This is a genomic window from Sphingobium sp. AP50 (genome assembly GCF_900109095.1).
GTDB lineage: Bacteria > Pseudomonadota > Alphaproteobacteria > Sphingomonadales > Sphingomonadaceae > Sphingobium.
On the sequence record NZ_FNYZ01000001.1, the window covers coordinates 688190 to 712248 of the forward strand.

Sequence of the window (24059 nt, forward strand, 5' to 3'; positions counted from 1 at the left end):
TGCCGCATTCGGGGCGTCGCGCCATGAATAATGAACCTGGTCACTTACGCCACCTCCTGTTTCGGTAGGCTAATCGACATGATTTCGATAAAATTTCACAGAATTATGCCTGAAGATATAATAATTTCCAGTCATTTTCATCCTGCTTCATCACCCCTTCTTGTCACAGAAGCAGGTTGAGGGACACGACGATCAGGATGCAGGCGAGGATCGGGCGGAGCACGGCTTCCGGTACCCGCGATGCCAGCATGCTGCCCAGGATGATCCCCGGCACAGAGCCTACAAGCAGCGATCCGAGCAGCGTAAAATCCACCGATCCCAGCCACCAATGGCCGATCCCGGCGATGAGCGTTAGCGGTACGGCATGGGCCACGTCGCTGCCCACGATCCGCGCCAGCGGCACGCGGGGATAGAGAATGATCAGCGCAGTGGCGCCGATCGCACCCGCGCCTATGGAGGTCACGGTGACAGCGGCACCCACCACTATGCCCAGCAGAACAGTCAGGTTGCGGGTCAGTAACGGGCTACGATCCTGTCCGTGATGGCGCGACCAACTGATGATCCAGTTCTTGGCCAGCAAAGCGAGGCCGGTCAAAAACAGCATCACTCCCAACGCAACCTTGATCGGATCGATGACCCCGGCAGAAGGCGGACCAAGCTGGGCCAGCAACAGCAGGGACAGGATCGCCGCCGGAAGGCTGCCCAGCGCCATCCAACCAATGATGCGCCAGTCTACAGACCCACGCCAGCCATGCACCAGCGTTCCAACGCTCTTGGTCATGGAAGCATAGAGCAGATCGGTGCCCACGGCCGCGACCGGATGAAAGTTGAACATCAACACCAGCAACGGCGTCATCAGCGATCCGCCACCCACACCGGTCAGGCCGACCAGAACGCCAACAGCAAAGCCGGCAAGTGAATAAAGGGGGTTTATGAAAGTCATGGGCGGTCCCGAAAGAGACGCGAGGATGCCATTGGCGATCGCGGGACATGGGAGAGATTAAGCGCCGACGCCGTCCGCTTCATACTATTGACGCACAGACAAAGCAGTCGCCATTTCCTTTCGGCGCGCGCCTGTTGCTTTCGTGCAGTCCCGCATGTCGCTGTGTCCCCCGACGTTTGTTATGCTGCATGTGCAACATGTTATCGATCCCTGCAAGCGGTCATGCCACTTGCAGGGATGAGATGGTGGTTGGCAGGGACGATGTGACGGAGGGTATATTTAGCGAGAAACCGAAACGTTATCGAAAAAGGCGGTCTGATAACCGGTTGCATCGGCCGAACGATAGATGCCCAGATCCAAGCCCATCGTCGGACTGACATTATAGACATCGGGCGCAAAGCCCCAGGGGCCGCGATAGTCGGCTACCTTGCGGCCATCGACTCCGACCTGAATCCGGCCGCCTGTGGCGTCACCTTGCCGGGTGGAAAGCAGGTCGAAGGTGAAACGGGTCCACACCCCCTTGCGCATAGTACCCCGATAGATCACTGCAGCATCGCGTTTGTCGAATGTCTTGAGTTTCTGCGCCTTGGCATTGCGGACTGCGACAATAAACTCTTCCACATCGGGAGATTTGTTCACGCGCCGAGATTTGGGTACGATGCGCAACGTCAGGATCGCGCCACCCGCATCGACACCAGGCACGGCCTTGCCCTTATTGGGACCGCCCTTGGGCTGGAATACCTGAAAATGAATCATCTGATGAACCGGCGTGTCATAGCGTGGCCCCAATTTCATCGCGAATTGCAGCCGCAGCGGTTTGCCGTCGCCGATGCGGAATGGTCCTGCATCGCCGCCAGGGTTCGGCTTATAGTGCGACCAGACATGATACATGATTTTGTTCTTAATCGCCTTGGGCGTGGTGGGTGCCATCGATACGCGCAAGCAAGATGGTGGCGACAGGCAGCCCGACTGGACGACGCCATTGTCGAGATCGGCGCGTGTGCCCTTGTCCACGGTGGGCAGGCGCTCTTCGCCTGCCGGTCCGTGGATGGCCCCCATCTGGGCGCGAGCGGCCGGGCGTTCCTTGTCGAAATTCATGTCGAGCAATGTGCGCGGCGCGGCGATAGCGGCTGTCCCGCCGATCGCCAGAGGCAGCATGATCCAGGCTTTGACGTCCATGAAAGATCCTTTCTCGCCCGTCATCGGGTGGAATATTTCATGGACCAACGCATATGAACGCCAAATGGCGCAGATGACGTGGAGAATTTTACGGGCGACGGCACAGGCCGTCGCCCTTTCAGGATCAGCGTTCGATCTGGCTGACGTCGCGCACCGCGCCCTTGGCGGCGTTGGTGGTCATCGCAGCATAGGCGCGCAGGGCCGGGGAGACTTCGCGCTTGCGGCCGAAGGGCTTCCACGCCTTGGCGCCGCGCGCTTCCATTTCGGCGCGGCGTTCGGCCAGCAGCGCATCGTCCAGATCGACCTTGATGACGCGCGCCGGGATGTCGATGACGATCGGGTCTCCAGTCTGGACCAGCGCGATCATGCCGCCCTCGGCCGCTTCGGGGGAAACATGGCCGATCGACAGGCCCGACGTGCCGCCGGAGAAGCGCCCGTCGGTGATCAGCGCGCAGGCCTTGCCCAGGCCCTTCGATTTCAGATAGCTGGTCGGATAGAGCATTTCCTGCATGCCCGGCCCGCCCTTTGGCCCTTCATAACGGATGATGACGACGTCATTCGCCTTCACCTCATTGCCAAGGATGCCCGCGACCGCCGCGTCCTGGCTTTCATAGACACGCGCCGTGCCGTGGAAGACGAGGATGCTTTCATCCACGCCCGCCGTTTTCACGATGCAGCCTTCGGGCGCCAGATTGCCATAGAGCACGGCGATGCCGCCATCCTTCGAGAAAGCATGTTCGACCGAGCGGATCACGCCCTTTTCGCGGTCGGTGTCCAGCTCTTCCCAGCGTTCGGACTGGCTGAAGGCGGTCTGCGTCGGCACGCCGCCGGGCGCTGCGCGATAGAAGTTGCGTACTTCCTCGCTATTGGTGCGGCCAATATCCCAGCGGGCGAGCGCGGCCGACATGGTCGGCGCATGCACGGTCGGCAATGATCCGTCGATCAGGCCGCCCCGCTCCAGTTCACCCAGGATGGCCATGATGCCGCCGGCGCGATGGACGTCCTCCATATGCACGTCATTCTTGGCGGGCGCGACCTTGCACAGGCAGGGAACGCGACGCGACAGCCGGTCGATATCGGCCATAGTGAAGTCGATGCCGCCCTCGAACGCGGCGGCTAGCAGGTGCAGCACGGTGTTGGACGAGCCGCCCATGGCGATATCCAGGCTCATCGCATTTTCGAACGCGGCGAAATTGGCGATGTTGCGCGGCAGGACGCTCTCGTCATCCTGCTCATAATAGCGCTTGGTGATGTCGACGATCAGATGCCCCGCTTCGCGGAACAGCCGTTCGCGATCGCTATGGGTGGCCAGCGTCGATCCATTGCCCGGCAGCGACAGGCCCAGCGCTTCTGTCAGGCAGTTCATCGAATTGGCGGTGAACATGCCCGAACAGCTGCCGCAGGTCGGGCAGGCCGACCGTTCGATGGTCTTCACTTCTTCATCGGTATAATTTTCGTCGGCGGCAACGACCATCGCGTCGACCAGATCGAGCGCGACCTTCTTGCCGCGCACGGTGGCTTTGCCCGCTTCCATCGGCCCGCCGGACACGAACACGACCGGGATGTTGAGGCGCATCGCGGCCATCAGCATGCCGGGCGTGATCTTGTCGCAGTTGGAGATGCACACGATCGCGTCGGCGCAATGGGCATTGACCATATATTCGACGCTGTCGGCGATCAGGTCGCGGCTGGGCAGCGAATAGAGCATGCCGCCATGGCCCATGGCGATGCCGTCATCGACCGCGATGGTGTTGAATTCCTTGGCGACGCCGCCCGCCGCCTCAATCTCGCGCGCGACGAGCTGGCCAAGGTCTTTTAGGTGGACGTGACCGGGCACGAACTGGGTAAAGCTGTTGGCAATGGCGATGATCGGCTTGCCGAAATCCTCGTCCTTCATCCCCGTCGCGCGCCACAGGCCGCGCGCGCCCGCCATGTTGCGGCCGTGGGTGGTGGTACGGGAACGATAGGCAGGCATGACTCAGATCCTTCAGGGAATATTCGCGGTCCCTCTACAGCCGAGGACCGGGCTTTGAAACATATTATTCCTTTTTTGGATGCATTGCGTCATTTTCTTGCGTCCGATTATCGCACTCGCTCGACATTCCGGCGCATGGGCCAGCGCAAGCGGCATTGCCCGCGCGCTTCCCCCGCCATAGATAACATCTATGATCGATCGCTATCCCATCCGCTATTTTCTGGCCGTCGTCGACCATGGCAATTTCTCCCGCGCCGCCGCGCAATGCCATGTATCGCAACCCACCTTGTCGGTTGGCATCGCCAAGCTGGAGCGCGCGCTGGGCACGGCCCTGTTCGAACGCAGCAACCGGCGGGTCGAACTGACGCCGGCCGGTGCGCGCTTCGCCGTCCACGCCCGGCGGATCGAGGCGGAGTTTAATCAGGCCGAACGTTCGGTCCATGGGCAGGATGCGCAGGCGACGATCAGGCTGGGGATGCTGACGACCATCCCCACGGCATGGCATGAAGCGCTGGCGCGCGCGTTGCGCCCCCATGCAGCCACGGAGCGGGTCGAATTTGTCGAAGCACGCGAGCGCGACCTGATCGACCGGCTGGCACGAGGGCGGATCGATCTGGCGCTGACGCTGGTGCGGGCGGAGGATGATCGCTTTGTCGCCGAACCGCTGTTCGATGAAGCCTATCGGCTGGCGTTAAGTCTGGATCACCCGCTGGCCGCCACATCCTCCGTGCCGGCGGAGGCGCTGGCCGACAATGTCATGATCGCGCGCCGCAATTGTGAGGCGCTGGCCGATACCAGTCGCCACTTCACCGCGCGTGGCGTGCGTCCCTTCTTCGCGGCCAAGACCGCGAATGACGATCGCGCGGTGGCGCTGGTGCGGGCGGGGCTGGGGGTGACGGTGATGCCTGCCTGCTTCGCCCAGTCGGGCATTGCCATGCCGGAACTGGCGGGCTTCACCCTGACCCGCACCATCGGCCTGCTGGTGGCGCCCCATGCCGATGCCGCGCGCCTGCGTGCCACCGCCACCTATGGTGCGACCGCAGCCCTGATCCGCTCGCTGTTGCAGGGCTGATCCGCGCAAATATTGTCCCAAGGCGGGACCGGACAGCGCGTGCCCGAAACGGGGCTGGCGATGCCCAAAATCATGGTTAAGAAAGCATTATGCATGTTTTCCGCCTCCCGCCCCTGCGCCTGTTAGCCCTTGGGCTCGCGGCAGGATTGTTGTCCGCTGCGCCAGCGGGTGCGGCGGATATGCTGGCGGACGCCACGCTGGCGCCGGGCGGCTATCGCTGGCTGGAGGAGGGCGGCAGCGACGGCCCGCTCTACATGATCGTCAGCATCGAAAAGCAGCGGGTCCATGTCTATCGCGGCGACCGGCTGATCGGCATCGCCAGCGTCTCTACGGGCATGAAGGGGCATCGCACCCCGACCGGCGCCTATCCGATCCTGCAAAAGCGGGAATGGCACCGCTCCAACCTCTACAGCAATGCGCCCATGCCGTTCATGCAGCGCCTGACCTGGGACGGGATTGCGCTGCATGCGGGCCATAATCCGGGCTATCCGGCCAGCCATGGCTGCATCCGTCTGCCCTATGCCTTCGCCCGGCAACTCTTCACGCTCACCCGGATCGGCACGCTGGTCGAAGTGACGCAGGCGCGGCTGACGGCGGCGCTGAAGCTCGATCCGCTGGTGCTGAGCGATCCCGGCAGCGCGGTGGTGAGTTTCGGGACGGGGCGGGGGACCGGCATGATCGCGCCGCCCGATTCCGAACAGGATGGCGTGCCGATGCTGGAAGTCGATCCGGCGATCTTCGGATTGCGCCTGTCGCCCCCCTGATATCTGCCAGATAAGAAAAAGGGGGCTGCGGTTGGCAGCCCCCTGATCCATCATCAATATTTGATGTTCAGCGTGGCGATGGCCGTGCGGCCTGCCGCCTGGTTCGCATAATGCGAGCTATAGGCCTTGTCATAATAGCGCTTGTTCAGCACGTTCTGGACATTGACCTGCAACTGGATCGCATCGCTGAAGCTGTAGGAGGCGTTGCCGTCGAACCGCCAGTAGCTGGGCACCATGCGCGCCAGCTGCTTGGTGATGACCACCGCACCGTTGCTGATCGTGCGGGTGTCGGCATAGCCGCCATAGACCTTGCCCATGTAGATCGCGCCGCCGCCGACGGTGAAGGCAGGCGTGATCTTGTAATTGGTGAAAGTGGTCAGGCTGTGCTTGGGCGTGTTGGGGAAGCGCTTGCCGGTGGTGGCCGACGGCGCATAGAGCGTCACGCCCGATACGGTCGTGGCGGTATAGCCGCCATCAACGACTTCCGAGTCCATATAGGTATAGCCACCGAACACATTCCATTCCGGCGTGATATTGCCGTTGAAGCTGAATTCGATGCCCTGCACCCGCTTTTCGCCGATGAAGCTGACCGTGCCATTGGCGTCGGTGGCGCGGGCATTTTTCGTTTCAGTGCGGAAGGCCGCCAGCGTCAGCGCCAGACTGTCATCCAGCAGGTTCCACTTGGTGCCGACTTCATAGGATTTGGTCTTTTCGACCTTCAGCGCGTCGGTCGCAGCCTGCGACGTGGTGCTGATGGCGTTGCCTTCCGAACCGTTGGCCAGGAAAGCGCCCGGAGGCGTCGCGGCGGTCGCGGTCGACACATAGATGCTGCCGTTCGACGCGGGCTTGAAGACCAGACCGACATTATAGGTCCACAGATTGTCGGTGCGGCTGTAGCTGACCCGATTCGCGGTCGAGGTGACGGCGATGCCCGGCGTAACCGTCGTTTCATAGCGGTCGTAACGGCCGCCGATGTTCAGCAACAGCGCATCGCTGAAGGTGATCGTGTCGAAGAAGGACGCCGCCTTGGTCGTGGTGGCCGACTTCGTCCAGGTCTTCTTCGCGCTCAACACGATGGGCGATTCAACCGACGATGCGTCGCTGGCATAGCTGACCCAGGGATCATAGGGGTTGGGATCGGTCAGGCTGGTGCAGTTGTAGCGCGAGATCGAGGCCGTACCGCAACGGCCGCCCGTCGCGCTCGTGCCGGTGGCGATGGCTGCGCCGGTCGCTGCGTTGGAGACATAGCTGCCGTTCCAGGCGACCTCTTCGCTGAACTCCGCGCTGGCGGCGAAGCTGTTCTTGATGCCGCCGATGGTGAATTCGCCCGACAGGTCGGTCTGGTTCAGCAGACCCCAGGTTTCGCTGTAACGGCTGTTGACGCGGCGCCACACCTGACCATTGGCGACATTGCCCTGGCTGTCGTCGGGCTGGGTCCAGACATAGCCCTGCTTGCTGGTGCCGTAACGGCTGGTGTTGCGCAGGGTCACGCCGCCGTCGAACTGATGTTCGAAGCGGAAGGTCAGATTGTCGACATTGGTCTTGCGGAAATCGCGATCGGCCAGACCATAATAAGCGCCACGCGGAACCGACACCGTCTGGCCAGCCGAGTTGGTGTAGCTCTTTGCCGGACCGGTTTCGGTCACGCCGCTGGGCGCATTGGCGATGGTATAGAGATAGGGGATGCCCGAATCCGGCAGTTCGTCGGTTTCGAGATGATAATAGCTGACGGTCAGGCTGGTGGGGCCTTCAAGACCCAGCTTGATCGAGGGCGCGACGCCCCAGCGCTTCGACCAGATGGCGTCGCGACCGGCGACATCCTGATCATGCCACATGGCGTTCAGGCGCACACCGACGAAATCGTTGATCGGCTGGTTGATGTCGATCGTCGCGCGCTTGTAATCGGCATTGCCCAGCGCGCCGGTAGCCGCGACGAAACGATCCGCCGTCGGCGCCTTGGTGACCAGGTTGATGGAGCCGCCGGCATTGCCGCGACCGCCCATGCTGCTGTCCGAACCCTTGACCACTTCGATCTGCTCGACCGCGAAGACTTCGCGGCTCTGCGCGCCGACGTCGCGCACGCCGTCCAGATAGGTGCTGGCCTGCGAATCCATGCCGCGAATGAAGGGGCGGTCGCCCAGCGGATTGCCGCCTTCACCGGCGCCCAGCGTGATGCCCGGCACGGTGCGCAGCGCTTCGGTCAGCGACGCGGCGGCGGTGTCCTTGATCAGCTGCGCGGGAATGACGGTCACACTCTTGGGCGTGTCCACCAGCGGCGCGGTATATTTGGGGGAGGAAGGCTTGTCGACCTTATAGCCCTGCTCGTCGATCGCGGTATCGGTGACGGTCACCGAACCCAGCTTCTGGCCTTCGGTGGCACCTTGCTCCTGTGCGGCAGCAGCCAGCGGCATCGACACCATGCCGACGCAACTGAGCGCAAGGAAAGTCGGCGTCAGCTTGGACGCATGGGCAGATTTTGACATGGAAACTCCCTGAATCAGTCTTTTGCTGGAGCGCTAATGCGAATGATTGCCAAATTATGCAATATCAATTGCGAGGCGTTAGCAATGAATGTCTGCCCGGTTACAATTTAGTACAATTTTATCGGTCGGATCGCGGCGCATGGCGTAGCGGGGGATCGCCCGATGCGACTCCTGCGCCGATGCGCGGTTGGACTGGGATCGCTTTTCCTGCACGATGCGTGTTGATGCCGAGGAAAGCAGAGAAGGAGGGCCGATGCTGGCCGATCGCATGTCCAACCGATCGCTGCTGATCGCGGGCCTGTCCACCATTGTCGAATGGTATGATTTCACCCTCTATCTCTATCTTGCGACGTTGTTGTCCAGCACCTTCTTCGGTGGTGGCGCGGTGGGGCTGGGCGATGCGCTGGCGGGCTTTGCCATCGCCTATCTGATGCGCCCGGTCGGCGCGATCATCTTCGGTCATATCGGCGATCGGCACGGGCGGCGGCGGGCGATGCTGCTGTCCATGGGTATGATGACGGCGGCCATGCTGGCGACGGCCATGCTGCCCACTTATGCGCAGGTCGGGCCGATGGCGGGATGGCTGATGATCGGCCTGCGCTGCCTGATGGCCTTCTCCGTCGGCGGCGAATATACCGGCGTGGTCGCCTATCTGCTGGAAGGCGCACGAGCCGAACGGCGCGGACTGGTGACGTCGCTGGCGTCGGCGGCGAGCGAAGTGGGCGCGCTGCTGGCGGCGGGAGTCTCGGCCATCGTCGTCGCCTCACTGGATGAAGCCGCGCTGGCGGCATGGGGCTGGCGCATTCCCTTTCTGGTGGGGGCGGCACTGGCCGGGATCATCCTGCTGGCGCGATCGACCATGGAAGAAACGCCCGATTTTCTCCGCCAGCGGGCCGAAGCCACGATCCCGCAAAATCCGCTGCGCCACAGCATTCGCCATCATCGTGCCGCGATCGGCCGGGGGTTTGCGATTTCGGCGCTGGGATCGATCAGCTATTATGTCGGCATCACCTATGTCCCCGCTTTCCTGTCCGCCATGGGGACGACGGGGGAGGCGGACGCATTGTGGCTGGCGACGCTGGCGGCGCTGGCCGTCATCATCGTGACGCCGTTCACCGGATGGCTGACGGACCGGATCGGCCGACGCCCGGTGCTGGTAGGGCTCGCGCTGGCGGGCATGGTGCTGCCCGTCCTGATGTTTGCGATGATGCAGGGCGCTTTTGCCATGGCGCTGGCTGGCGCGGTGGTTCTCGCCTGTCTGGGCGGCGCGGTCAGCGCGGTGGGGGCCGTCGCCACGGCGGAGCAATTTCCGGGTGAAGGGCGGCTGAGCGGCCTCGCTTTCGGCGCGACCAGCGCCACCGCCCTGTTTGGTGGCTTGACGCCCTGGCTGGCGCATCTGCTGGTGGAGCGCAGCGGCTGGGCGCCGGCGCCGGGCGCGATGATCGCGGTGGTGGCGCTCTGCGTGCTGCCTATACTGGCGCTGCTGCCGGAAACTGCGCCCTGCAAAAGCAAGGCGGCCGACCCGTCACCGGATCGGCCGCCTGCATAAACCTTGCCTTATGCCGCCTGCGCTGCCTCTTCGCTGGCGGGCAAGCGGATCAGATAGTCGAAAGCGGAAAGCGCCGCCGTCGATCCCGCGCCCATGGCGATCACGATCTGCTTATAGGGAACCGTGGTGCAGTCCCCCGCCGCGAAAATGCCCGGCTGGCTGGTTTCGCCGCGCGCATCGATCTCGATCTCGCCGCGTGGCGACAAAGCGATTGCATCCTTCAGCCATTCGGTGTTCGGCACCAGACCGATCTGGACGAAAATGCCTTCCAGTTCGACATCATGTTCGGTGCCATGGTTGCGGTCCTTGTAGGACAGGCCCGTCACCCGCTCGCCATTGCCGTCGACCTTGGTGGTCAGCGCCGATGTGATGATCTTCACATTGGGCAGGCTGGCGAGCTTGCGCTGGAGCACCGCATCGGCCCGCAACTGGCTGTCATATTCGATCAGCGTCACATGGGCGACGATACCGGCCAGATCGATGGCCGCTTCGACGCCGCTATTGCCGCCGCCGATCACCGCCACACGCTTGCCCGTGAACAGCGGACCGTCGCAATGCGGGCAGTAAGCCACGCCCTTGTTGCGATACTGGTCTTCGCCCGGCACGCCCATCTGCCGCCAGCGGGCACCGGTCGACAGGATGATGGTGCGGCCCTTGAGCGATGCGCCATTTTCCAGCACGACTTCATGATAGCCGCCCTCGACCTTGGCCGGGATCAGCTTCGCTGCCTTTTGCAGGTTCATGATCTCGACATCATAATCCTTGACGTGCGCTTCCAGAGCCGACGCCAGCTTGGGCCCTTCGGTGCGCGATACCGAGATGAAATTCTCGATATCCATCGTGTCCAGCACCTGACCGCCGAAACGCTCGGCCGCGACACCGGTGCGGATGCCCTTGCGCGCCGCATAGATGGCCGATGCCGCGCCGGCAGGACCGCCGCCGATCACCAGAACTTCGAACGGGTCCTGCGCCTTGATCTTTTCGGCGGCACGCGCTTCGGCGCCGCTGTCGATCTTGGCGACGATCTGCTCCAGTTCCATCCGGCCTTGCCCAAAGGGTTCGCCGTTCAGGAAGATGGTGGGCACGGCCATCACCTTGCGCGCATCGACCTCATCCTTGAACAGGCCACCGTCGATCGCGACATGGCTGATCCGGGGATTGAGCACGCTCATCAGGTTCAGCGCCTGCACCACGTCGGGGCAGTTCTGGCACGACAGCGAGAAATAGGTTTCAAACGCGAAATCGCCGTCCAGATCCTTGACTTGCTGGATCAGATCCTGCGCCGCCTTCGACAGATGGCCGCCGACCTGCAACAGCGCCAGCACCAGCGAGGTGAATTCATGCCCCATCGGCAGGCCGGCGAAGGTCACGCCGATATCCGTGCCGACGCGGCGGATCATGAAGCTGGGCTTGCGCTTGTCGTTACCGGTCGCCACCGAAACCTTGTCCGATAGTTCCGCGATTTCGGTCAGCAATTCGTTCATTTCGCGCGACTTCGCGCCATCGTCCAGCGACGCCACCAGCTCGATGGGCTGCGTGATGTTCGCCATATAGGCCTTCAACTGGCCCTTGAGATTTGCGTCCAACATCTTGTGCTTCTCCATGGGGTTGGCGCGCCGCTGCGGGGCACGCGACTATCCTGTCGCCGGGATGGTGCGACCCGAAGGCCCGGCGTCAAAGATAGCGATGAATTTCGGTATAAAAACCCCGCCGGGCCGGGGAGCGTCTGGCTCGACCCGGTCCGGCAGGTGCCTTTGCAGGTCTTTACTTAGATCTTGCCGACGAGGTCGAGCGAAGGCGCCAGGGTGGCTTCGCCTTCTTCCCACTTGGCGGGGCAGACTTCGCCCGGATGGCTGGTCCAGTACTGGAGCGCCTTCACCTTGCGGAGCAGTTCGGCCGCGTTGCGACCCACGCCCTCGGGAGTGATTTCGACCAGCTGGATCACGCCTTCGGGATCGAGGACGAAGGTGCCACGGTCGGCCAGGCCAACGCCTTCACGCAGAACGCCGAACTGGTTCGAAATGTCGTGGTTCTGGTCGCCCAGCATATAATAGTTGATCTTGCCGATCGCCGGCGAGGTGTCATGCCAGGCCTTGTGGCAGAAATGGGTGTCGGTCGACACCGAATAGACTTCCACGCCCATGCCCTGAAGGGTCGGGTAGATGTCGGCCAGATCTTCCAGTTCGGTCGGGCAGACGAAGGTGAAGTCGGCGGGGTAGAAGAAGAATACGGCCCACTTGCCCTTCACGTCGGCATCGGTGACGTCGACGAACTTGCCTTCCTTGTAAGCGGTCGCCTTGAAGGGCTTCAGGGGGGTGTTGATAAGAGCCATGGGCTGTCCAGTTCCTTTAACGGGGTTGCTGTTGCCTGACCCATGTAGGGATACGGACGATTCGGGGGAAATTGGTTTTCTCGGATGCGTTAAGTGAGAAAAGCGATCACAGCCGATCTTATTGATCGACCGGATCGACTTATACCGATATCGCCTGGTGCATCGCCTTTTCCACCATCGCCTGCGCCTCTTCCGGCGAGAAAGCCGACCGGTCGAGGCAAAGCTCCAGCCACAGTCCATCGACCAGCGCGGTCAGGCTGATCGCCGCGATGCGGGCCTGCGCTTCGCTCATCCCCGGCGCGGCCGCGCGCAGCAGACTTTCCATCTGGGCGCGCGACCCGCCATAGACATCGGCATGGATGGCAGCGATTTGCGCGTCGGACTTGACCAGACTCCAGAAGGCGATCCAGGTGGCGAGCAGGTCCGGGTCCAGGATCGGCGCCTTGAAATTGGCCTGAAGGCAGGCGCTCAGCCGCTGTTTGGGATCATCCCCGGCCGCCTCGATCGCCGCATCCAGCGCGGCCGACACTTTCGCACCGACCTCGGCATAGGTGGCAAGGATCAGCGCATCAACACCGTCGAAATAATGGGTCAGCAGGCCGGATGACACGCCCGCCCGCGCGCAGATGGCGCGGACCGACGTGCCGCCAACGCCTTTTTCGGCCAGGCATCGCGCCGTCGCATCGATCAGCGCCTGCCGCCTGACATCCGCCGCCTCGCGCACGAAGCGCGCCCGCTCGCGCGTCCTGCTCACGTTATTTTCCCTTTTTTGCGTCATTCTTTACCCCCGGCGCCCTACGCCACCCTTTGAGCCTATGACAGGCGGGTGACAAGGGATCGAACCGGGCCGGAAAGGGGTTTCGACACAAATAGTCCCTTCAGGAGATGTTATGATGATGCGCGCCCTTCTCATTCCGCTGGCTCTGCCTGTGCTGCTGGCCGGATGCGCCAAAGGCACGGACAATCAGGCGACGGCCAATAATATGGCGGCAGCGCCGACGATCGAGAATGTCGATGATGCCGATGCCGCGCCGGTCAATGGCGTTGCGGACGCGCGCCTGCCGACGGACGACTGGGTCGGAAAATGGACCGGGCCGGAAGGGTTGTTCCTCGATATCCAGCCCGCCCCGGACGGAAAGCCCGGCCATTATGCCCTGACCAACAAGGATAATCTGGACCGGCAGGGTGATTATCAGGGCGTCGCCGAAGGATCGACCATCCGATTCGTCCGCGATGGGAAGGATCTGGCGATCCGCCCCGGCACCGGCGACGAAACGGGCTTCAAATATCTGGCCGGCAAGCAGGATTGCCTGATCGTCGTGCCGGGGCAGGAGGGCTATTGCCGATAAGCGCGGGTCGCAAAGTCCATGCGCATGGGTGGCACGGGATCAGAAGCATGATATGGGCGCAGCCATGCAACATGTGAATACGCTCAGCGGTGTCGTGACCGTCGATGGCATCCAATATGAATGGGAACTGCGGCGCGAACCGCAGCGCAATGATTTTGACGGCTGGCTGGGCATGGTCGTCGCGCTGATGCAGGTGGATATGCAGCGCGGCGCCCTGCTGGAATTTCCCCCGCCCAAGCGCCTGATGAAGGGGCTGAAACCCGGTCGCCTCCAGATCAACGACGCGATCATCACACGCGGCGTCCGCGCGGCCCTTGAAGCCGGATGGGAGCCCACCTCCCGCGGCAAGCCGGTCACGTTCGAGGTCGACGCCGACGGGAATTGAGCTTTGGGCGTCGGTGAGAGGGGCTGCCCAACGATGGGCAACTCAATTCGTGCCCAAAATGTCATGCTTCTAATCTGCCCGTTCGCTTCAAGCAGGTTCGAGCGAAGTCGAGAACCGTCTGTCGAGAAGGCAGCGCGTGCGTTCTCGACAGGCTCGAACCGAACGGAGGTGGTGCAGGCTTAACGCGCGAAGCTCTACCCGCTCAACCCTTCCAGCGCCGTAAACCGCTGCGACCATAGTGCACCATGCACGGCCATCCACTGGATTACCGGCCCCAGCCCCTTCACCCGCGCGGCATACCAGGTTTCGCGCCCGGTGCGGCGCGCGGTCACAAGGCCGGCACGCTTCAGCTTGGCCAGATGGCGCGACACCATCGGCTGGGATACGCCCGACCCGTCGGTCAGGGTCTGCACATTCTGTTCGCCGTCGCGCACCAGCGCTTCCAGCAGGGCGCGGCGCGTGCCATCGGATAGGGCCTTGAACAGGGCGTCGGTGGCAAGCTGATGATCGGGGGAAGAAAGAGACTGATTCATGTGTTCCCATAATCATCGGGTTATGAGTTGGTCAAGTTTCGGTGCGTCGGACGGTGCGAAAGCGGCGTTAACCAAAAAAAGTCGCGGGCCTGTCATGGCTGAGTCTTTTGAGTCACACCGCCCCATATGGAGTCTGTCGCGACTCGACCGACTCTACATCTTGTGGGTCCACGCTTCGTTCCGCCCCTTGTTAACCTTTTTCTGAAGCTCGACGCCTAAGTTGCTGATCTTGACGCCGGACTCCCGAGGACTCATCGCAGTTCCTCAAGACGAAATGGGGGCCAAGATCATGGGTGTTATGGAGCGCGTTGCAGCGCCGCGGCGGAAGAAGGCGATTGCGCCCGTCGAGATCGAGGCGAACCGCCTGCTGCGGGGCGATTGCATCGCCGAAATGGCCAAGCTGCCCGATGCGTGCATCGACATGATTTTTGCCGATCCGCCCTATAACCTCCAGTTGGGCGGCGACCTGTTCCGCCCCGAAGGCGGCCGGGTGGACGCGGTCGACAATGACTGGGACAAGTTCGACACGCTGGGCAGTTATGATCGCTTCACCAAGGCATGGCTGCGCGAAGCGCGCCGCATTTTGAAGCCCAACGGCTCGATCTGGGTGATCGGCAGCTATCATAATATCTTCCGCGTCGGCACCGCGCTCCAGGACGAAGGCTTCTGGATTCTCAACGACATCATCTGGCGCAAGTCCAACCCCATGCCCAATTTCAAGGGCACACGCTTCACCAACGCGCATGAAACGCTGATCTGGGCCAGCCAGGGCGAAGACGCCAAATATACGTTCAACTACAAGGCGATGAAGACGCTCAATGACGAGTTGCAGATGCGCTCCGACTGGGTGCTGCCCATCTGTAGCGGGCAGGAACGGCTGAAGCGCAACGGGACCAAGGCGCACCCGACGCAAAAGCCCGAGGCGCTGCTCTATCGCGTCATGCTCGCCTGCACCAAGCCGGGCGACGTGGTGCTCGATCCCTTCTTCGGCACCGGCACCACCGGCGCGGTTGCCAAGCGCCTGGGCCGCCAGTGGATCGGCATCGAGCGCGAACCGGACTATATCGAAGTCGCGCTGGAGCGCATCGAAGCCGCCCTGCCGCTCGACGAATCCTCGCTCACCATCATGCAGACCGCGCGCCAGCAGCCCAAGGTCGCCTTCGGCACGCTGGTCGAAACCGGCTATCTGAACCCCGGCGCGGTGCTGACCGACAGCAAGCGCCGCTGGCAGGCCGTGGTCCGCGCCGACGGATCGCTCAGCGTCGGCACCGACAGCGGCTCCATCCACAAGATGGGCGCCACCCTGCAAGGCGCGCCGAGTTGCAATGGCTGGACCTTCTGGCATGTCGAAACGCAGGGCAAGCTCGCCCCGATCGACAGCCTGCGCCAGACCTATCTCCTCGCCAACGAACCCTGATCCCATATCCGTTCGCCCTGAGTAGCCCCTGAGCTTGTCGAAGGGGCGTATCGAAGGGTAGGGCGATGCTTCGATACGGGGCTTCGGCAAGCTCAGCCCCTACTCAGCACGAACGGGGTCCATCATGTCTGTCTCGCTGCCCACCATCCCGCCCCACGCCCGCCTCTACCTCAAGCCCGTCTGGTTCGTGCCGAGCCCGATCGGCCTGCCGGACGGATCGGCGGCGCGGATGGCCAACGGGCTGCTCTGGTTTCAGGGCTATGAACTGACCGCGCTGGACGGCGCCCGCCGGATCGCGCGCCTCACCGTGCCGGTCGCCGGGTTCGAGGATGCGATCGCTACGCTGCCCGATCCGCTCACCCGGCGCGCCCGGCAACTGGCGGCCCATATTTCCGCCGTCCGCCCGCCGCTGCATCTGGGCGATCGTACCATCCGCTTCGACGCGCCACAGGTGATGGCGATCCTCAACGTCACGCCCGACAGCTTCTCCGACGGCGGCAAGCATATGGCCGATCCGCAGGCGGCGGCCGATGCCGGTTTCGCCATGGCGGCGGCCGGTGCCGCGCTGATCGACGTGGGCGGCGAATCGACCCGGCCCAAAGCGCCCAAGGTGTGGGAAGGGGATGAGATCGCCCGCATCGTCCCCGTGATCGAGCGGCTGGCGGCTTCGGGCGTGCCGGTGTCGGTCGACACGCGCAAGGCGGCAGTGATGGAGGCGGCGCTGGCCGCCGGCGGCCATATCGTCAACGATGTCAGCGCGCTGGCCCATGATCCCCGCAGTCTGGAAGTGGTGGTGGCGGCCGGCTGCCCGGTCATCCTGATGCATGCACCCTCGGCCGGTGACGATCCCCATGCGAATCCGGGCGGCTATGGCGATGTCGTGGCCGATGTGTTCGACCATCTCGAAGCCCGCATCGCGGTGGCGGAGGCGGCAGGCATCCCGCGCGAAAAGATCATGGTCGATCCGGGTCTGGGCTTCGGCAAGTCGCTGGCCGACAATCTGGCGCTGGTGAATGGCCTCGCGACCTTTCAGGGACTGGGCGTGGCCCTGCTCTTCGCGGGCAGCCGCAAGCGCCTGATCGGTGCGCTATCCAACGAAGCGCCGGCAGCGGACCGTCTTGGCGGCTCCGTCGCCCTGGCCTTCCGCGCGGCGGAACAGGGCGCCCAGATGGTGCGCGTGCATGATGTTCGCGAAAGCGTACAGGCGCTGCACCTGTGGCGCGGCCTGGCCGATGCGGGGCTGAGCGCGGTTTGATGGGGTGGCGGAGGACAGGTAGCGCCTATTAGCGGACCTTTGGCAAGGTGGGCTAATTAGGGTTAGGTCAGGGGGCTATCAGAGCGAATATGAAACCTAGAGTTGCAATCGGCATTACCACCTACAAACCAATTCTCGATGCAGATTTCGGTAAGCTTTTATTTGAGGCCTATGAGGCCGTCTCAAGCAGAATCGTGCCGTATCAGGTCGCCGTCGACTCTGAAAGATACCCCGTCAACTCCGCAAAAGATTTTGCCGCGCACTGGCATACGGCGATTCCTGTAGAAATATTAGATCGAAAAGGCGGGAATATAGTTGACAGATACGTCTCCCACAGGGGAGCCGAATGGCGAACTAAGGGGGTATTTTCTGGAGGTGGACAGGTTCTTTTCACCCCCGACACCGATCCGAGAGGATCGCACACTGTCACGCTAGAGCACAATTTTTCGGAAAGCCTCGATTGGGTTAAGCTATTCCGTTCTCTGGTATCCATATTCTCGCCTTCCTATGCGATGCTTCACATTTTCACTGAGCGGGAGCTTAGTATGATAGATGAACGGCAACGCTTCGCCTTTAATGGGCCAATCGCTCATGAAACCCATTTCACGTCGTGGCTTTCGTCTTCAGGTGATTGGCGTCGGCCCGACAGTTTTCGCTTTGAGGAGCGTCGACATTACAGGTTTCTCTCGGAACTCTCTTGGGCAAATGTCTTTGGTCCGGAGTTTTCTGGTCGCTACAATGCAGTAAGTTTAGCTCAACAAGCGTCACTGTTTGAAAAGGTGGGTGAGACAGTCTATCTTCAAGTAACAGACCAGCTAAGGGATATTGTAGACGCTCCATTTGAGTTTGAACGCGCGCGTGCAAGACTGAAAGCTTCGTTTGTGAACGACGTGTTTCGAACGCCTTAGAATGTCAGCTTCCCAGCCATTCACTGATGCGGGAAGATTAGGTGTTTTGGGCGCTTGAGCGGCTTGATGGCGCTAACCGTATTTCTACGATCTGCCTTGGCAGCCCCCAGCCTATCCTATTCCGGCGCCCTCCATTAGGGTGTCACCCGAACCCTCGCCTCACATCACCCCGCGAAATAAAATGTCCAACTCTTGTTCCGGAATGTCAAAATCTGCGGGACATGTGCGAAGTTAAGTGGCGCATGTCCTATTCCGGAGCCTTCCCCGCCGCCGCCAGTCAGGCGATGGTCAGCGCATAAAAGCGGCTGTCGACGGCCATTCTGGGAAAGGCGGATGGCAGGGCTTCGGGCTGCATCAGCGCAAAGCCGTTCTTTTCATAGAAGCGATGCGCGGCCAGAAAGAGATCCGTGGTGCCGAGGTAGATGTGCGACAGCCCCCGCGCCCCGGCCGCCGCGATCAGCGTGTCGAGCAGCCCCTGCGCTACACCCGCCGCCGCGCCCCGATGGCTGGCCGCGACGAACATCTTGCGCAGCGCGGCCTGACCCGCACCAATATCCTTGAGCGCGATCGTGCCGACCAGCCGGTCGTTCTCATGCGCCACCCAGAAACCGCCCGCACCCGGCAGATAGAAGTCCTCAATGTCGGTCAGGTCCGGCTGGTCCGCCGCGCTGATCGCGATGCCATATTCGTCGCGCTGGATCGACAGGATCAGGTCCAGGATCGCCGGCTGGTCGGCAGGCGTGAAGGGGGCGATGCGGACCATCGGTTCAGTTGGCAGCCTTGGGCGCGGCCTCTTCCGTTTCGGCCTTCGGCGTGAACAGGCGCAGGCTGGCCAGCGCCGTGTCGGCCATGGCCTGATATTGTTCGCTCAGCATTTCGGGATAGACGAAGGTCGCGGTGACGATCGATCCGTCGGGCTGCTTGAGCAGGCGCAGCGACACAGCATTGCCTTCGCCATCATTGGCGGTGCCGCGATACTCCTTATCGCCGACGAAATCGCCATCCACCCCTTCGGAACTGTCGTTGATCGCCTCGACAATCTGCTGGAGCGTCTGGTCGCCGTCATTCTTCTGCCAGAAGACCCGCACATCCGCCCCGGCGCCGGGGTCCTGATAGACGATGCCTTCGGCATTGCTGGCCGCCTTGTCCATCACCCAGCCTTCGGGCAGCGTGACGGAAAAGCCGTGCGCCATATTCACATAATTGCGATTCTCGGCCAGTTCCTGCGCTTCGGCCTGCTGGTTGGCCAGCGCGCTGGCCGCGGCGGCATTGGCGGCGGCCGCCAGTTCCTCCTGACTCGGCAAGTCGCCCACCGGTTCGGTGCGGCCACAAGCTGCGATCAGCAGAACTGGCAACAGGACGGGCAGGCAATAAGCGAGGGGGGCGTTTTTCATGCCTCATTCAAAAGCATAGCCGCCACCGGATTTCAACGCCGCACGATCATATCGCGCGGCGGTGCGTGGCCAGTGATCGGTCAGAGTCTTTCTGGAAAATGCGCGGAAGAGCGCATTTCCGATCCCGCACCAGCCCACACCCCCACCCGACCGCCCATCAGGGTACCATGTCTGGGAGGTCGGGTGGGGGTGTGGGCTGGTGCGGATGCGCCGGAGGCGTATTTCCCAAAAGACTCTTAAGCCGCGCTGTCGATGCCCAGTTCAGCGAGCTTGCGATACAGGGTCGAACGGCCGATCCCCAGCCGCCGGGCGACTTCGGTCATCCGGCCGCGATAATGGCCGATGGCCAGGCGAATGACGTCCGCCTCTATCTCCGCCAGTTGCCGGACATGGCCGTCCCCTTCGAACAGGGTGATGCCCGCCCCGTCGCGATGTGGTTGGGAGGCAGCACGCGGGCGCAGCGGGTGGACTGCCTGCGACCCCTGCGCCTGAATTTGGGCCGCAATCTGCGGGAAATCCTGCGCCGTCAGCGCGTCGCCCTCGCACAGCACGGCGGCGCGGAACAGGGCGTTCTGAAGCTGGCGGACATTGCCCGGCCAGCCATGCTGCATCAGCAGCGCCAGCGCATCGTCGGTCAGGCCCAGACCGCGCAGCCCCGGCTGGGTCGCGATGCGGGTGAGCAGATGGCGACAGAGTGCGGGAATATCCCCCATCCGCTCGCGCAACGGCGGTACGGTGAGTTGAACGACATTCAGCCGATAATAGAGATCCTCGCGGAAGCGCCCCGCCTCGATCTCCTCGATCAGCCGCTTGTTGGTCGCCGCGATCACGCGGACATCGACATGAACCGGCCGCCGCGCGCCGATCGGCTGCACTTCGCCATCCTGCAACACGCGCAGCAACTTCACCTGAGCATCAAGCGGCATTTCGCTGACTTCGTCCAGGAAGATGGTGCCCATGTCGGCGCTGGCGAATTTGCCGACATGCCGTTCGAACGCCCCGGTAAAGGCGCCGCGTTCATGGCCGAACAATTCCGATTCGACCAGATTGGCGGGGATCGCACCGCAATTGACCGTGACCATCGCCTGCTTGTGGCGGGGCGAGGCGGCATGGATGGCGCGGGCGATCACATCCTTGCCGACGCCGCTTTCCCCCTCGATCAGCACGGGCACGCGGGCGCGCGCTGCCTTTGCCGCAATGGCCAGCGCCGCGCGAAACTGCGGCGCGGAACCGACGACATCCTCGAAGGAGAGGGGGGCGGTGATCTTTTCGGTGAGCGGCCGCAATTCGCCCGCGCTGGCGCCTTCGACCAAAGTGGCGTTGAGCGCGGCAAGCAGCCGTTCCGGCGCGATCGGCTTGGACAGATAATCGGTGGCGCCCGCCCGCATCGCTTCCACGGCAACGGCGACATTATTATGCGCCGTCAGGATCAGGATCGGCAGCGCGGGGCGGCGCCCATGAATTTCGCGAATCAGGCCAGAGGGCTCATAGTCCGGGCTCCACTGGTCCAGCACGATCGCGTCCAGTTGCATCCCGTCCTGCGTGCCGAGCGTGGCAATGGCGGTTTCGCCATCGGGCGCGAAGATGGTGCGCCATCCCGCGCGCGCGGCCAGCGCCGACACTAGCCGCCTCTGGGCCGGCTCGTCGTCGATCAGCATCAGCATCGGTACGCCGTCGCGCGTCATTCAAACCCCTCATCTGCAACAGGGGACCGATGCTAGGGCGCGCGGGTAAAGGTGGGCTTAACCGACTGTCATTTTCTTGGCGCGCGGGTTGAGGGGGGCGGGCCGAGTGGATATGAGAGGGAGCATAAGCACCGGAACAGGGGACAGGATATGGCGTCGGACGGGAATATGAAGGCTGCGGATCAGACCTATGCGAGCTTTGTCGGCTTCGTGAAATGGGGCACGATCGTCAGCGTCGCTCTGGCCGCGCTGGTGGTCCTGCTGATTTCCACCTGATCGGGATTGTCAGGGCAGCGGGCCGATGACGGCTCCTCTCGCGCTGCTGCCGCTGTTTCTGATCGCCTGCGCCGCTGGCCTCGTCGTCGGGCGGCGGGCGACTGTCGATTTTCTGCCCACTCTGGGTACGGGTATCGCGTCCGTGATTCTGGTCGGTGCCCTGATCGCCGCCGCCGAAACCGGCAGCGTGGCCGCGCGCTATCTGGCGCTACTGGCCGTGGCTTGCGCCAGTATCGCAGGCATATTGGCCTTTGGCGCGGGCGAAGACTGGCGACCGGATCAGGCGGAGGATGACGCGCCATGACCGGGCCTCTTACCGCTCTGCTGGGCATCCGGATCGATGGCGTCGATCCGTCGCCTTTCGTCGCGGGCGTCTATCTGCTGGCGGGCCTGATCTTCCTCATTGCCATGCGCAGCCCGCAACGGCGCGGCAATCGGCTGGCGCTGGCTGGTCTGGTGCTGGCCTGTGGCGCGGCGGTCTACAGCCATGATGTCGTCAACCTGCCGGAGATGGTCGGTGCGGTCATCATCGGCGGGGGCATCGGCCTGCTGCTGGTCCGCCGCGCCGCGCAGGCGGTCTTGCCGACGCTGATCGGCCTTGGTCTGGGCCTGCTGGGCGCGGCGGCGATGGCGCTGGCGGCGGCGATCCTGCGCAATCGCGGGCCATTTGATCTTGAGGGGGGCGCTGCAATCTGTGCGATCATCGGCGGCCTGATCGGTGCGGCTCAGCTCTTCGCGGCCTTGCTTGCAGGGTGGACCGGGCGGATCGGCGACGGGCTGGTGCGGCTCTGGCTCATCGCCGGCGCGGGCGGAGCGGGGGCGGTGCTGGGCCTTGCGATCGGCAACAGCGCGATGGTCATCGGCGGGGCGCTCGCCGCATCGGGCAGCCTGACGCTGGGCTGGCGCGTGAGGAAGATGGGACCGACGGCATCTGGGGGCTTGCCCCGCGCGCCGGGCCTGCCCTAACCCTTGGGCGATAGCGGCCAGTTCCGGTCGCGCCCCCTTGGAGAAGCAATGCGCAAACTCGGCCTTATCGGTGGTCTCAGCTGGACGTCCACCGCCCGCTATTATGAGATCATCAACAAGGCGGTGCATCGCGCGCTGGGCGGCCAGCATAGCGCCCCGCTGCTGATCGACAGCCTGGATTTCGCCGAAGTCGCCCGCTGCGCCACGCAGCAGGATTGGGATTGCGCCGCCGGGCAGCTCATCGCGTCCGCGCGCCGACTGGAACAGGGCGGGGCCGGCAGCATCCTGATCTGCGCCAATTCCATGCACCGCGTCTATGATCAGGTGCAGGCAGAGGTCGGCATTCCCATCATCCACATCGCCGAAGTGGTGGGCGACAGGATGCAGGCCGACGGGATCGAAAAGGCCGCGCTGATCGGCACCCGCAACGTCATGACCGAAAAATTCTACCGCCAGCGTCTGGTGGCGCATGGCGTATCGCTGTTGCCCGCCGACATGGAACTGGCCGACCGGATCGACCGCATCGTCTATGACGAGCTGACTCTGGGCAAGGTCAGCAAGGAATCCGAACGCTATATGAAGTCGGAACTGACCGACATCGCCAAGGAAGATGTGCAGGCGGTGGTGCTGGCCTGCACCGAACTGGAGATGATCGTCGATGTGAAGGCCAATGTCCTGCCGATCTACGACTGCACCGGCATTCATGCGAAGGCAGGCGTGGACTTCATATTGGGCTGATGCCGGAACGTGCTCCTGCGAAAGCAGGAGCCCAGTTCGGAACGCGGAGATTATCGTAAGCGCGGGACTGGGTTCCTGCCTTGGCAGGAACACGTCGGTTCCGGGATCAACCCGGCTCGCTGATCGCGATATCCATGTCCGCCAGCGCCAGCCGCAGCAGTTCGGCCATGGTCGCGCGCGCTGCCGCCGTGTCGCGGGCGGCGATCGCCTGATAGACGGCGCGATGGTCGGGCAGGGGATCGCGCGGCATCAGCTTCTTGCGATGCTTGAACTTGGTGGTCCAACTGACCGCCGCGCCGACCGAACTGGCGAGCGCCGACAGTGCATCATTGCGGGTGGCCGCCAATATCGCATGATGGAAACGCTGGTCGGCGGCGCGCCCTTCGGGCGTCGACAGGCCATAGCGGCCCATTTCCTCCAGCGCGGCATCCATGGTCGCCAATTGGTCATCGGTGCGGCGGCGCGCAGCGAACTCAGCCGCCGCCGGTTCGATCACGCCACGCAATTCGAACAGGTCGCGGATGAAGTCGGGGTCCGGCTCGCCCGCGAACATCCAGGCGAGCATTTCGGGGTCCAGCACGTTCCAGCGGTTGCGCGGCAGGACGCGGGTGCCGGCCTTGGGCCGGCTTTCCACCATGCCCCGCGCAATCAGGATGCGCACCGCTTCGCGATAAGCGGTGCGTGACACGCCCAGCCGCTCGGACGCCTCGATCTCGCCCTCGAACAGGTCGCCGGGCTTGTATTTGCCGGTCAATATGGCGGTGCCCAGATCGCGGGCGATCGCCTGATGGATGCGGAGCGCGCCCTCGTCCGATCCGAACGGTCCTTCCCTGCGCGCGCTCCCCATGCCTCTTCT

General features: G+C 63.1%; 24 protein-coding genes. 12 read left to right on the forward strand and 12 right to left on the reverse strand.

Features of this window, described 5'->3' with window-relative positions:
• Positions 1-163: 163 nt before the first annotated feature.
• The 3 genes from BMY84_RS03435 to ilvD form a co-directional block, all read right to left on the reverse strand.
• The gene (locus BMY84_RS03435; protein ID WP_093080570.1) at positions 164-943 is read right to left on the reverse strand and encodes a sulfite exporter TauE/SafE family protein; all 780 of its coding nucleotides are present in this window, start codon (positions 941-943) and stop codon (positions 164-166) included.
• Positions 944-1222: 279 nt separating this feature from the next.
• Complete coding sequence (locus tag BMY84_RS03440; protein ID WP_093080572.1) at positions 1223-2122, reverse strand: hypothetical protein; 900 nt, start codon at positions 2120-2122, stop codon at positions 1223-1225.
• Positions 2123-2246: 124 nt separating this feature from the next.
• Positions 2247-4097 (reverse strand): dihydroxy-acid dehydratase, encoded by a 1851-nt coding sequence (gene ilvD / locus BMY84_RS03445; protein WP_093080575.1) that lies wholly within the window; start codon positions 4095-4097, stop codon positions 2247-2249.
• 190 nt (positions 4098-4287) lie between these two features.
• Between ilvD and BMY84_RS03450 the strand changes: the two genes are divergently transcribed.
• On the forward strand, positions 4288-5169 hold the full coding sequence (locus BMY84_RS03450) for a LysR family transcriptional regulator (protein ID WP_093080577.1): 882 nt from the start codon (positions 4288-4290) through the stop codon (positions 5167-5169).
• Positions 5170-5258: 89 nt separating this feature from the next.
• On the forward strand, positions 5259-5933 hold the full coding sequence (locus BMY84_RS03455; RefSeq protein WP_093080580.1) for a L,D-transpeptidase family protein: 675 nt from the start codon (positions 5259-5261) through the stop codon (positions 5931-5933).
• 53 nt (positions 5934-5986) lie between these two features.
• Here BMY84_RS03455 and BMY84_RS03460 read toward each other — a convergent pair whose 3' ends face one another.
• Positions 5987-8416 (reverse strand): TonB-dependent receptor, encoded by a 2430-nt coding sequence (locus BMY84_RS03460; RefSeq protein WP_093080582.1) that lies wholly within the window; start codon positions 8414-8416, stop codon positions 5987-5989.
• A 253-nt stretch (positions 8417-8669) separates the two neighbouring features.
• Here BMY84_RS03460 and BMY84_RS03465 point away from each other — a divergent pair, with 253 nt between their 5' ends.
• Positions 8670-9965 carry an MFS transporter gene (locus BMY84_RS03465; protein ID WP_256215029.1) on the forward strand — a complete coding sequence of 432 codons (1296 nt, stop codon included), beginning with the start codon at positions 8670-8672 and terminating at the stop codon, positions 9963-9965.
• Positions 9966-9973: 8 nt separating this feature from the next.
• Here the strand turns inward: BMY84_RS03465 and ahpF are convergent, their stop codons facing one another.
• The 3 genes from ahpF to betI form a co-directional block, all read right to left on the reverse strand.
• Positions 9974-11554 carry an alkyl hydroperoxide reductase subunit F gene (gene ahpF / locus BMY84_RS03470; RefSeq protein WP_093081686.1) on the reverse strand — a complete coding sequence of 527 codons (1581 nt, stop codon included), beginning with the start codon at positions 11552-11554 and terminating at the stop codon, positions 9974-9976.
• A gap of 179 nt (positions 11555-11733) precedes the next feature.
• Complete coding sequence (gene ahpC / locus BMY84_RS03475) at positions 11734-12297, reverse strand: alkyl hydroperoxide reductase subunit C (RefSeq protein ID WP_093080585.1); 564 nt, start codon at positions 12295-12297, stop codon at positions 11734-11736.
• Positions 12298-12436: 139 nt separating this feature from the next.
• A complete protein-coding gene (gene betI, locus BMY84_RS03480; RefSeq protein WP_093080587.1) occupies positions 12437-13075 on the reverse strand; it encodes a transcriptional regulator BetI in 639 nt (212 codons plus the stop codon).
• Positions 13076-13187: 112 nt separating this feature from the next.
• Here betI and BMY84_RS03485 point away from each other — a divergent pair, with 112 nt between their 5' ends.
• Together BMY84_RS03485 and BMY84_RS03490 are read left to right on the forward strand one after the other, a co-directional pair.
• Positions 13188-13646, forward strand: a complete 459-nt coding sequence (locus BMY84_RS03485) for a hypothetical protein (protein WP_093080590.1) — start codon at positions 13188-13190, stop codon at positions 13644-13646.
• 64 nt (positions 13647-13710) lie between these two features.
• A complete protein-coding gene (locus BMY84_RS03490) occupies positions 13711-14031 on the forward strand; it encodes a hypothetical protein (RefSeq protein WP_093081688.1) in 321 nt (106 codons plus the stop codon).
• Between the two features lie 194 nt (positions 14032-14225).
• On the opposite strand, the gene BMY84_RS03495 is transcribed toward BMY84_RS03490, so the two are convergent.
• Positions 14226-14564: an ArsR/SmtB family transcription factor gene (locus tag BMY84_RS03495; protein ID WP_093010642.1), complete on the reverse strand. Its 339-nt coding sequence runs from the start codon at positions 14562-14564 to the stop codon at positions 14226-14228.
• A gap of 289 nt (positions 14565-14853) precedes the next feature.
• Here BMY84_RS03495 and BMY84_RS03500 point away from each other — a divergent pair, with 289 nt between their 5' ends.
• The 3 genes from BMY84_RS03500 (at position 14854) to BMY84_RS28995 (ending at position 18144) form a co-directional block, all read left to right on the forward strand.
• Complete coding sequence (locus BMY84_RS03500; RefSeq protein ID WP_093081691.1) at positions 14854-15981, forward strand: site-specific DNA-methyltransferase; 1128 nt, start codon at positions 14854-14856, stop codon at positions 15979-15981.
• Positions 15982-16105: 124 nt separating this feature from the next.
• Positions 16106-17236, forward strand: coding sequence for a dihydropteroate synthase (gene folP / locus BMY84_RS03505; protein WP_093080592.1), 1131 nt, complete (start codon positions 16106-16108; stop codon positions 17234-17236).
• A gap of 89 nt (positions 17237-17325) precedes the next feature.
• Entirely contained in the window at positions 17326-18144 is an 819-nt protein-coding gene (locus tag BMY84_RS28995; RefSeq protein WP_143074974.1) for a hypothetical protein, read from the forward strand.
• 277 nt (positions 18145-18421) lie between these two features.
• Here BMY84_RS28995 and BMY84_RS03510 read toward each other — a convergent pair whose 3' ends face one another.
• From BMY84_RS03510 to BMY84_RS03520, 3 genes are all read right to left on the reverse strand, one after another.
• The gene (locus tag BMY84_RS03510; RefSeq protein WP_093080595.1) at positions 18422-18907 is read right to left on the reverse strand and encodes a GNAT family N-acetyltransferase; all 486 of its coding nucleotides are present in this window, start codon (positions 18905-18907) and stop codon (positions 18422-18424) included.
• Positions 18908-18911: 4 nt separating this feature from the next.
• Positions 18912-19538: a hypothetical protein gene (locus BMY84_RS03515; protein ID WP_093080597.1), complete on the reverse strand. Its 627-nt coding sequence runs from the start codon at positions 19536-19538 to the stop codon at positions 18912-18914.
• Between the two features lie 236 nt (positions 19539-19774).
• Entirely contained in the window at positions 19775-21223 is a 1449-nt protein-coding gene (locus BMY84_RS03520) for a sigma-54-dependent transcriptional regulator (RefSeq protein ID WP_093080600.1), read from the reverse strand.
• A 168-nt stretch (positions 21224-21391) separates the two neighbouring features.
• Here BMY84_RS03520 and BMY84_RS03525 point away from each other — a divergent pair, with 168 nt between their 5' ends.
• Genes BMY84_RS03525 through BMY84_RS03540 form a run of 4 tightly spaced genes read left to right on the forward strand, consistent with a single transcriptional unit; the run spans position 21392 to position 23203 of the window.
• Positions 21392-21499: an aa3-type cytochrome c oxidase subunit IV gene (locus BMY84_RS03525; protein WP_177184892.1), complete on the forward strand. Its 108-nt coding sequence runs from the start codon at positions 21392-21394 to the stop codon at positions 21497-21499.
• Positions 21500-21524: 25 nt separating this feature from the next.
• Positions 21525-21803: a hypothetical protein gene (locus BMY84_RS03530; protein WP_093080603.1), complete on the forward strand. Its 279-nt coding sequence runs from the start codon at positions 21525-21527 to the stop codon at positions 21801-21803.
• Positions 21800-22465, forward strand: coding sequence for an NAD(P)(+) transhydrogenase (Re/Si-specific) subunit beta (locus tag BMY84_RS03535; protein WP_093080607.1), 666 nt, complete (start codon positions 21800-21802; stop codon positions 22463-22465). The genes BMY84_RS03530 and BMY84_RS03535 overlap by 4 nt, the downstream gene beginning before the upstream one ends.
• Positions 22466-22513: 48 nt before the next feature.
• The gene (locus BMY84_RS03540) at positions 22514-23203 is read left to right on the forward strand and encodes an aspartate/glutamate racemase family protein (RefSeq protein WP_093080610.1); all 690 of its coding nucleotides are present in this window, start codon (positions 22514-22516) and stop codon (positions 23201-23203) included.
• A gap of 106 nt (positions 23204-23309) precedes the next feature.
• Here BMY84_RS03540 and BMY84_RS03545 read toward each other — a convergent pair whose 3' ends face one another.
• Entirely contained in the window at positions 23310-24050 is a 741-nt protein-coding gene (locus BMY84_RS03545) for a FadR/GntR family transcriptional regulator (RefSeq protein WP_093080612.1), read from the reverse strand.
• Positions 24051-24059: the final 9 nt, after the last annotated feature.

Coding starts and splice junctions, on each gene's coding strand:
- BMY84_RS03450 (WP_093080577.1), top strand. CDS start 4,288: ATGATCGATCGCTATCCCATCCGCTATTTTCTGGCCGTCGTCGACCAT.
- betI (WP_093080587.1), bottom strand. CDS start 13,075: ATGACGCAAAAAAGGGAAAATAACGTGAGCAGGACGCGCGAGCGGGCG.
- BMY84_RS03465 (WP_256215029.1), top strand. CDS start 8,670: ATGCTGGCCGATCGCATGTCCAACCGATCGCTGCTGATCGCGGGCCTG.
- BMY84_RS03435 (WP_093080570.1), bottom strand. CDS start 943: ATGACTTTCATAAACCCCCTTTATTCACTTGCCGGCTTTGCTGTTGGC.
- BMY84_RS03535 (WP_093080607.1), top strand. CDS start 21,800: ATGACCGGGCCTCTTACCGCTCTGCTGGGCATCCGGATCGATGGCGTC.
- BMY84_RS28995 (WP_143074974.1), top strand. CDS start 17,326: ATGAAACCTAGAGTTGCAATCGGCATTACCACCTACAAACCAATTCTC.
- BMY84_RS03520 (WP_093080600.1), bottom strand. CDS start 21,223: ATGACGCGCGACGGCGTACCGATGCTGATGCTGATCGACGACGAGCCG.
- folP (WP_093080592.1), top strand. CDS start 16,106: ATGTCTGTCTCGCTGCCCACCATCCCGCCCCACGCCCGCCTCTACCTC.
- BMY84_RS03510 (WP_093080595.1), bottom strand. CDS start 18,907: ATGGTCCGCATCGCCCCCTTCACGCCTGCCGACCAGCCGGCGATCCTG.
- BMY84_RS03455 (WP_093080580.1), top strand. CDS start 5,259: ATGCATGTTTTCCGCCTCCCGCCCCTGCGCCTGTTAGCCCTTGGGCTC.
- BMY84_RS03460 (WP_093080582.1), bottom strand. CDS start 8,416: ATGTCAAAATCTGCCCATGCGTCCAAGCTGACGCCGACTTTCCTTGCG.
- ahpF (WP_093081686.1), bottom strand. CDS start 11,554: ATGTTGGACGCAAATCTCAAGGGCCAGTTGAAGGCCTATATGGCGAAC.
- BMY84_RS03515 (WP_093080597.1), bottom strand. CDS start 19,538: ATGAAAAACGCCCCCCTCGCTTATTGCCTGCCCGTCCTGTTGCCAGTT.
- BMY84_RS03545 (WP_093080612.1), bottom strand. CDS start 24,050: ATGGGGAGCGCGCGCAGGGAAGGACCGTTCGGATCGGACGAGGGCGCG.
- BMY84_RS03540 (WP_093080610.1), top strand. CDS start 22,514: ATGCGCAAACTCGGCCTTATCGGTGGTCTCAGCTGGACGTCCACCGCC.
- BMY84_RS03440 (WP_093080572.1), bottom strand. CDS start 2,122: ATGGACGTCAAAGCCTGGATCATGCTGCCTCTGGCGATCGGCGGGACA.
- BMY84_RS03495 (WP_093010642.1), bottom strand. CDS start 14,564: ATGAATCAGTCTCTTTCTTCCCCCGATCATCAGCTTGCCACCGACGCC.
- BMY84_RS03485 (WP_093080590.1), top strand. CDS start 13,188: ATGATGATGCGCGCCCTTCTCATTCCGCTGGCTCTGCCTGTGCTGCTG.
- BMY84_RS03490 (WP_093081688.1), top strand. CDS start 13,711: ATGCAACATGTGAATACGCTCAGCGGTGTCGTGACCGTCGATGGCATC.
- BMY84_RS03500 (WP_093081691.1), top strand. CDS start 14,854: ATGGGTGTTATGGAGCGCGTTGCAGCGCCGCGGCGGAAGAAGGCGATT.
- ilvD (WP_093080575.1), bottom strand. CDS start 4,097: ATGCCTGCCTATCGTTCCCGTACCACCACCCACGGCCGCAACATGGCG.
- ahpC (WP_093080585.1), bottom strand. CDS start 12,297: ATGGCTCTTATCAACACCCCCCTGAAGCCCTTCAAGGCGACCGCTTAC.
- BMY84_RS03525 (WP_177184892.1), top strand. CDS start 21,392: ATGAAGGCTGCGGATCAGACCTATGCGAGCTTTGTCGGCTTCGTGAAA.
- BMY84_RS03530 (WP_093080603.1), top strand. CDS start 21,525: ATGACGGCTCCTCTCGCGCTGCTGCCGCTGTTTCTGATCGCCTGCGCC.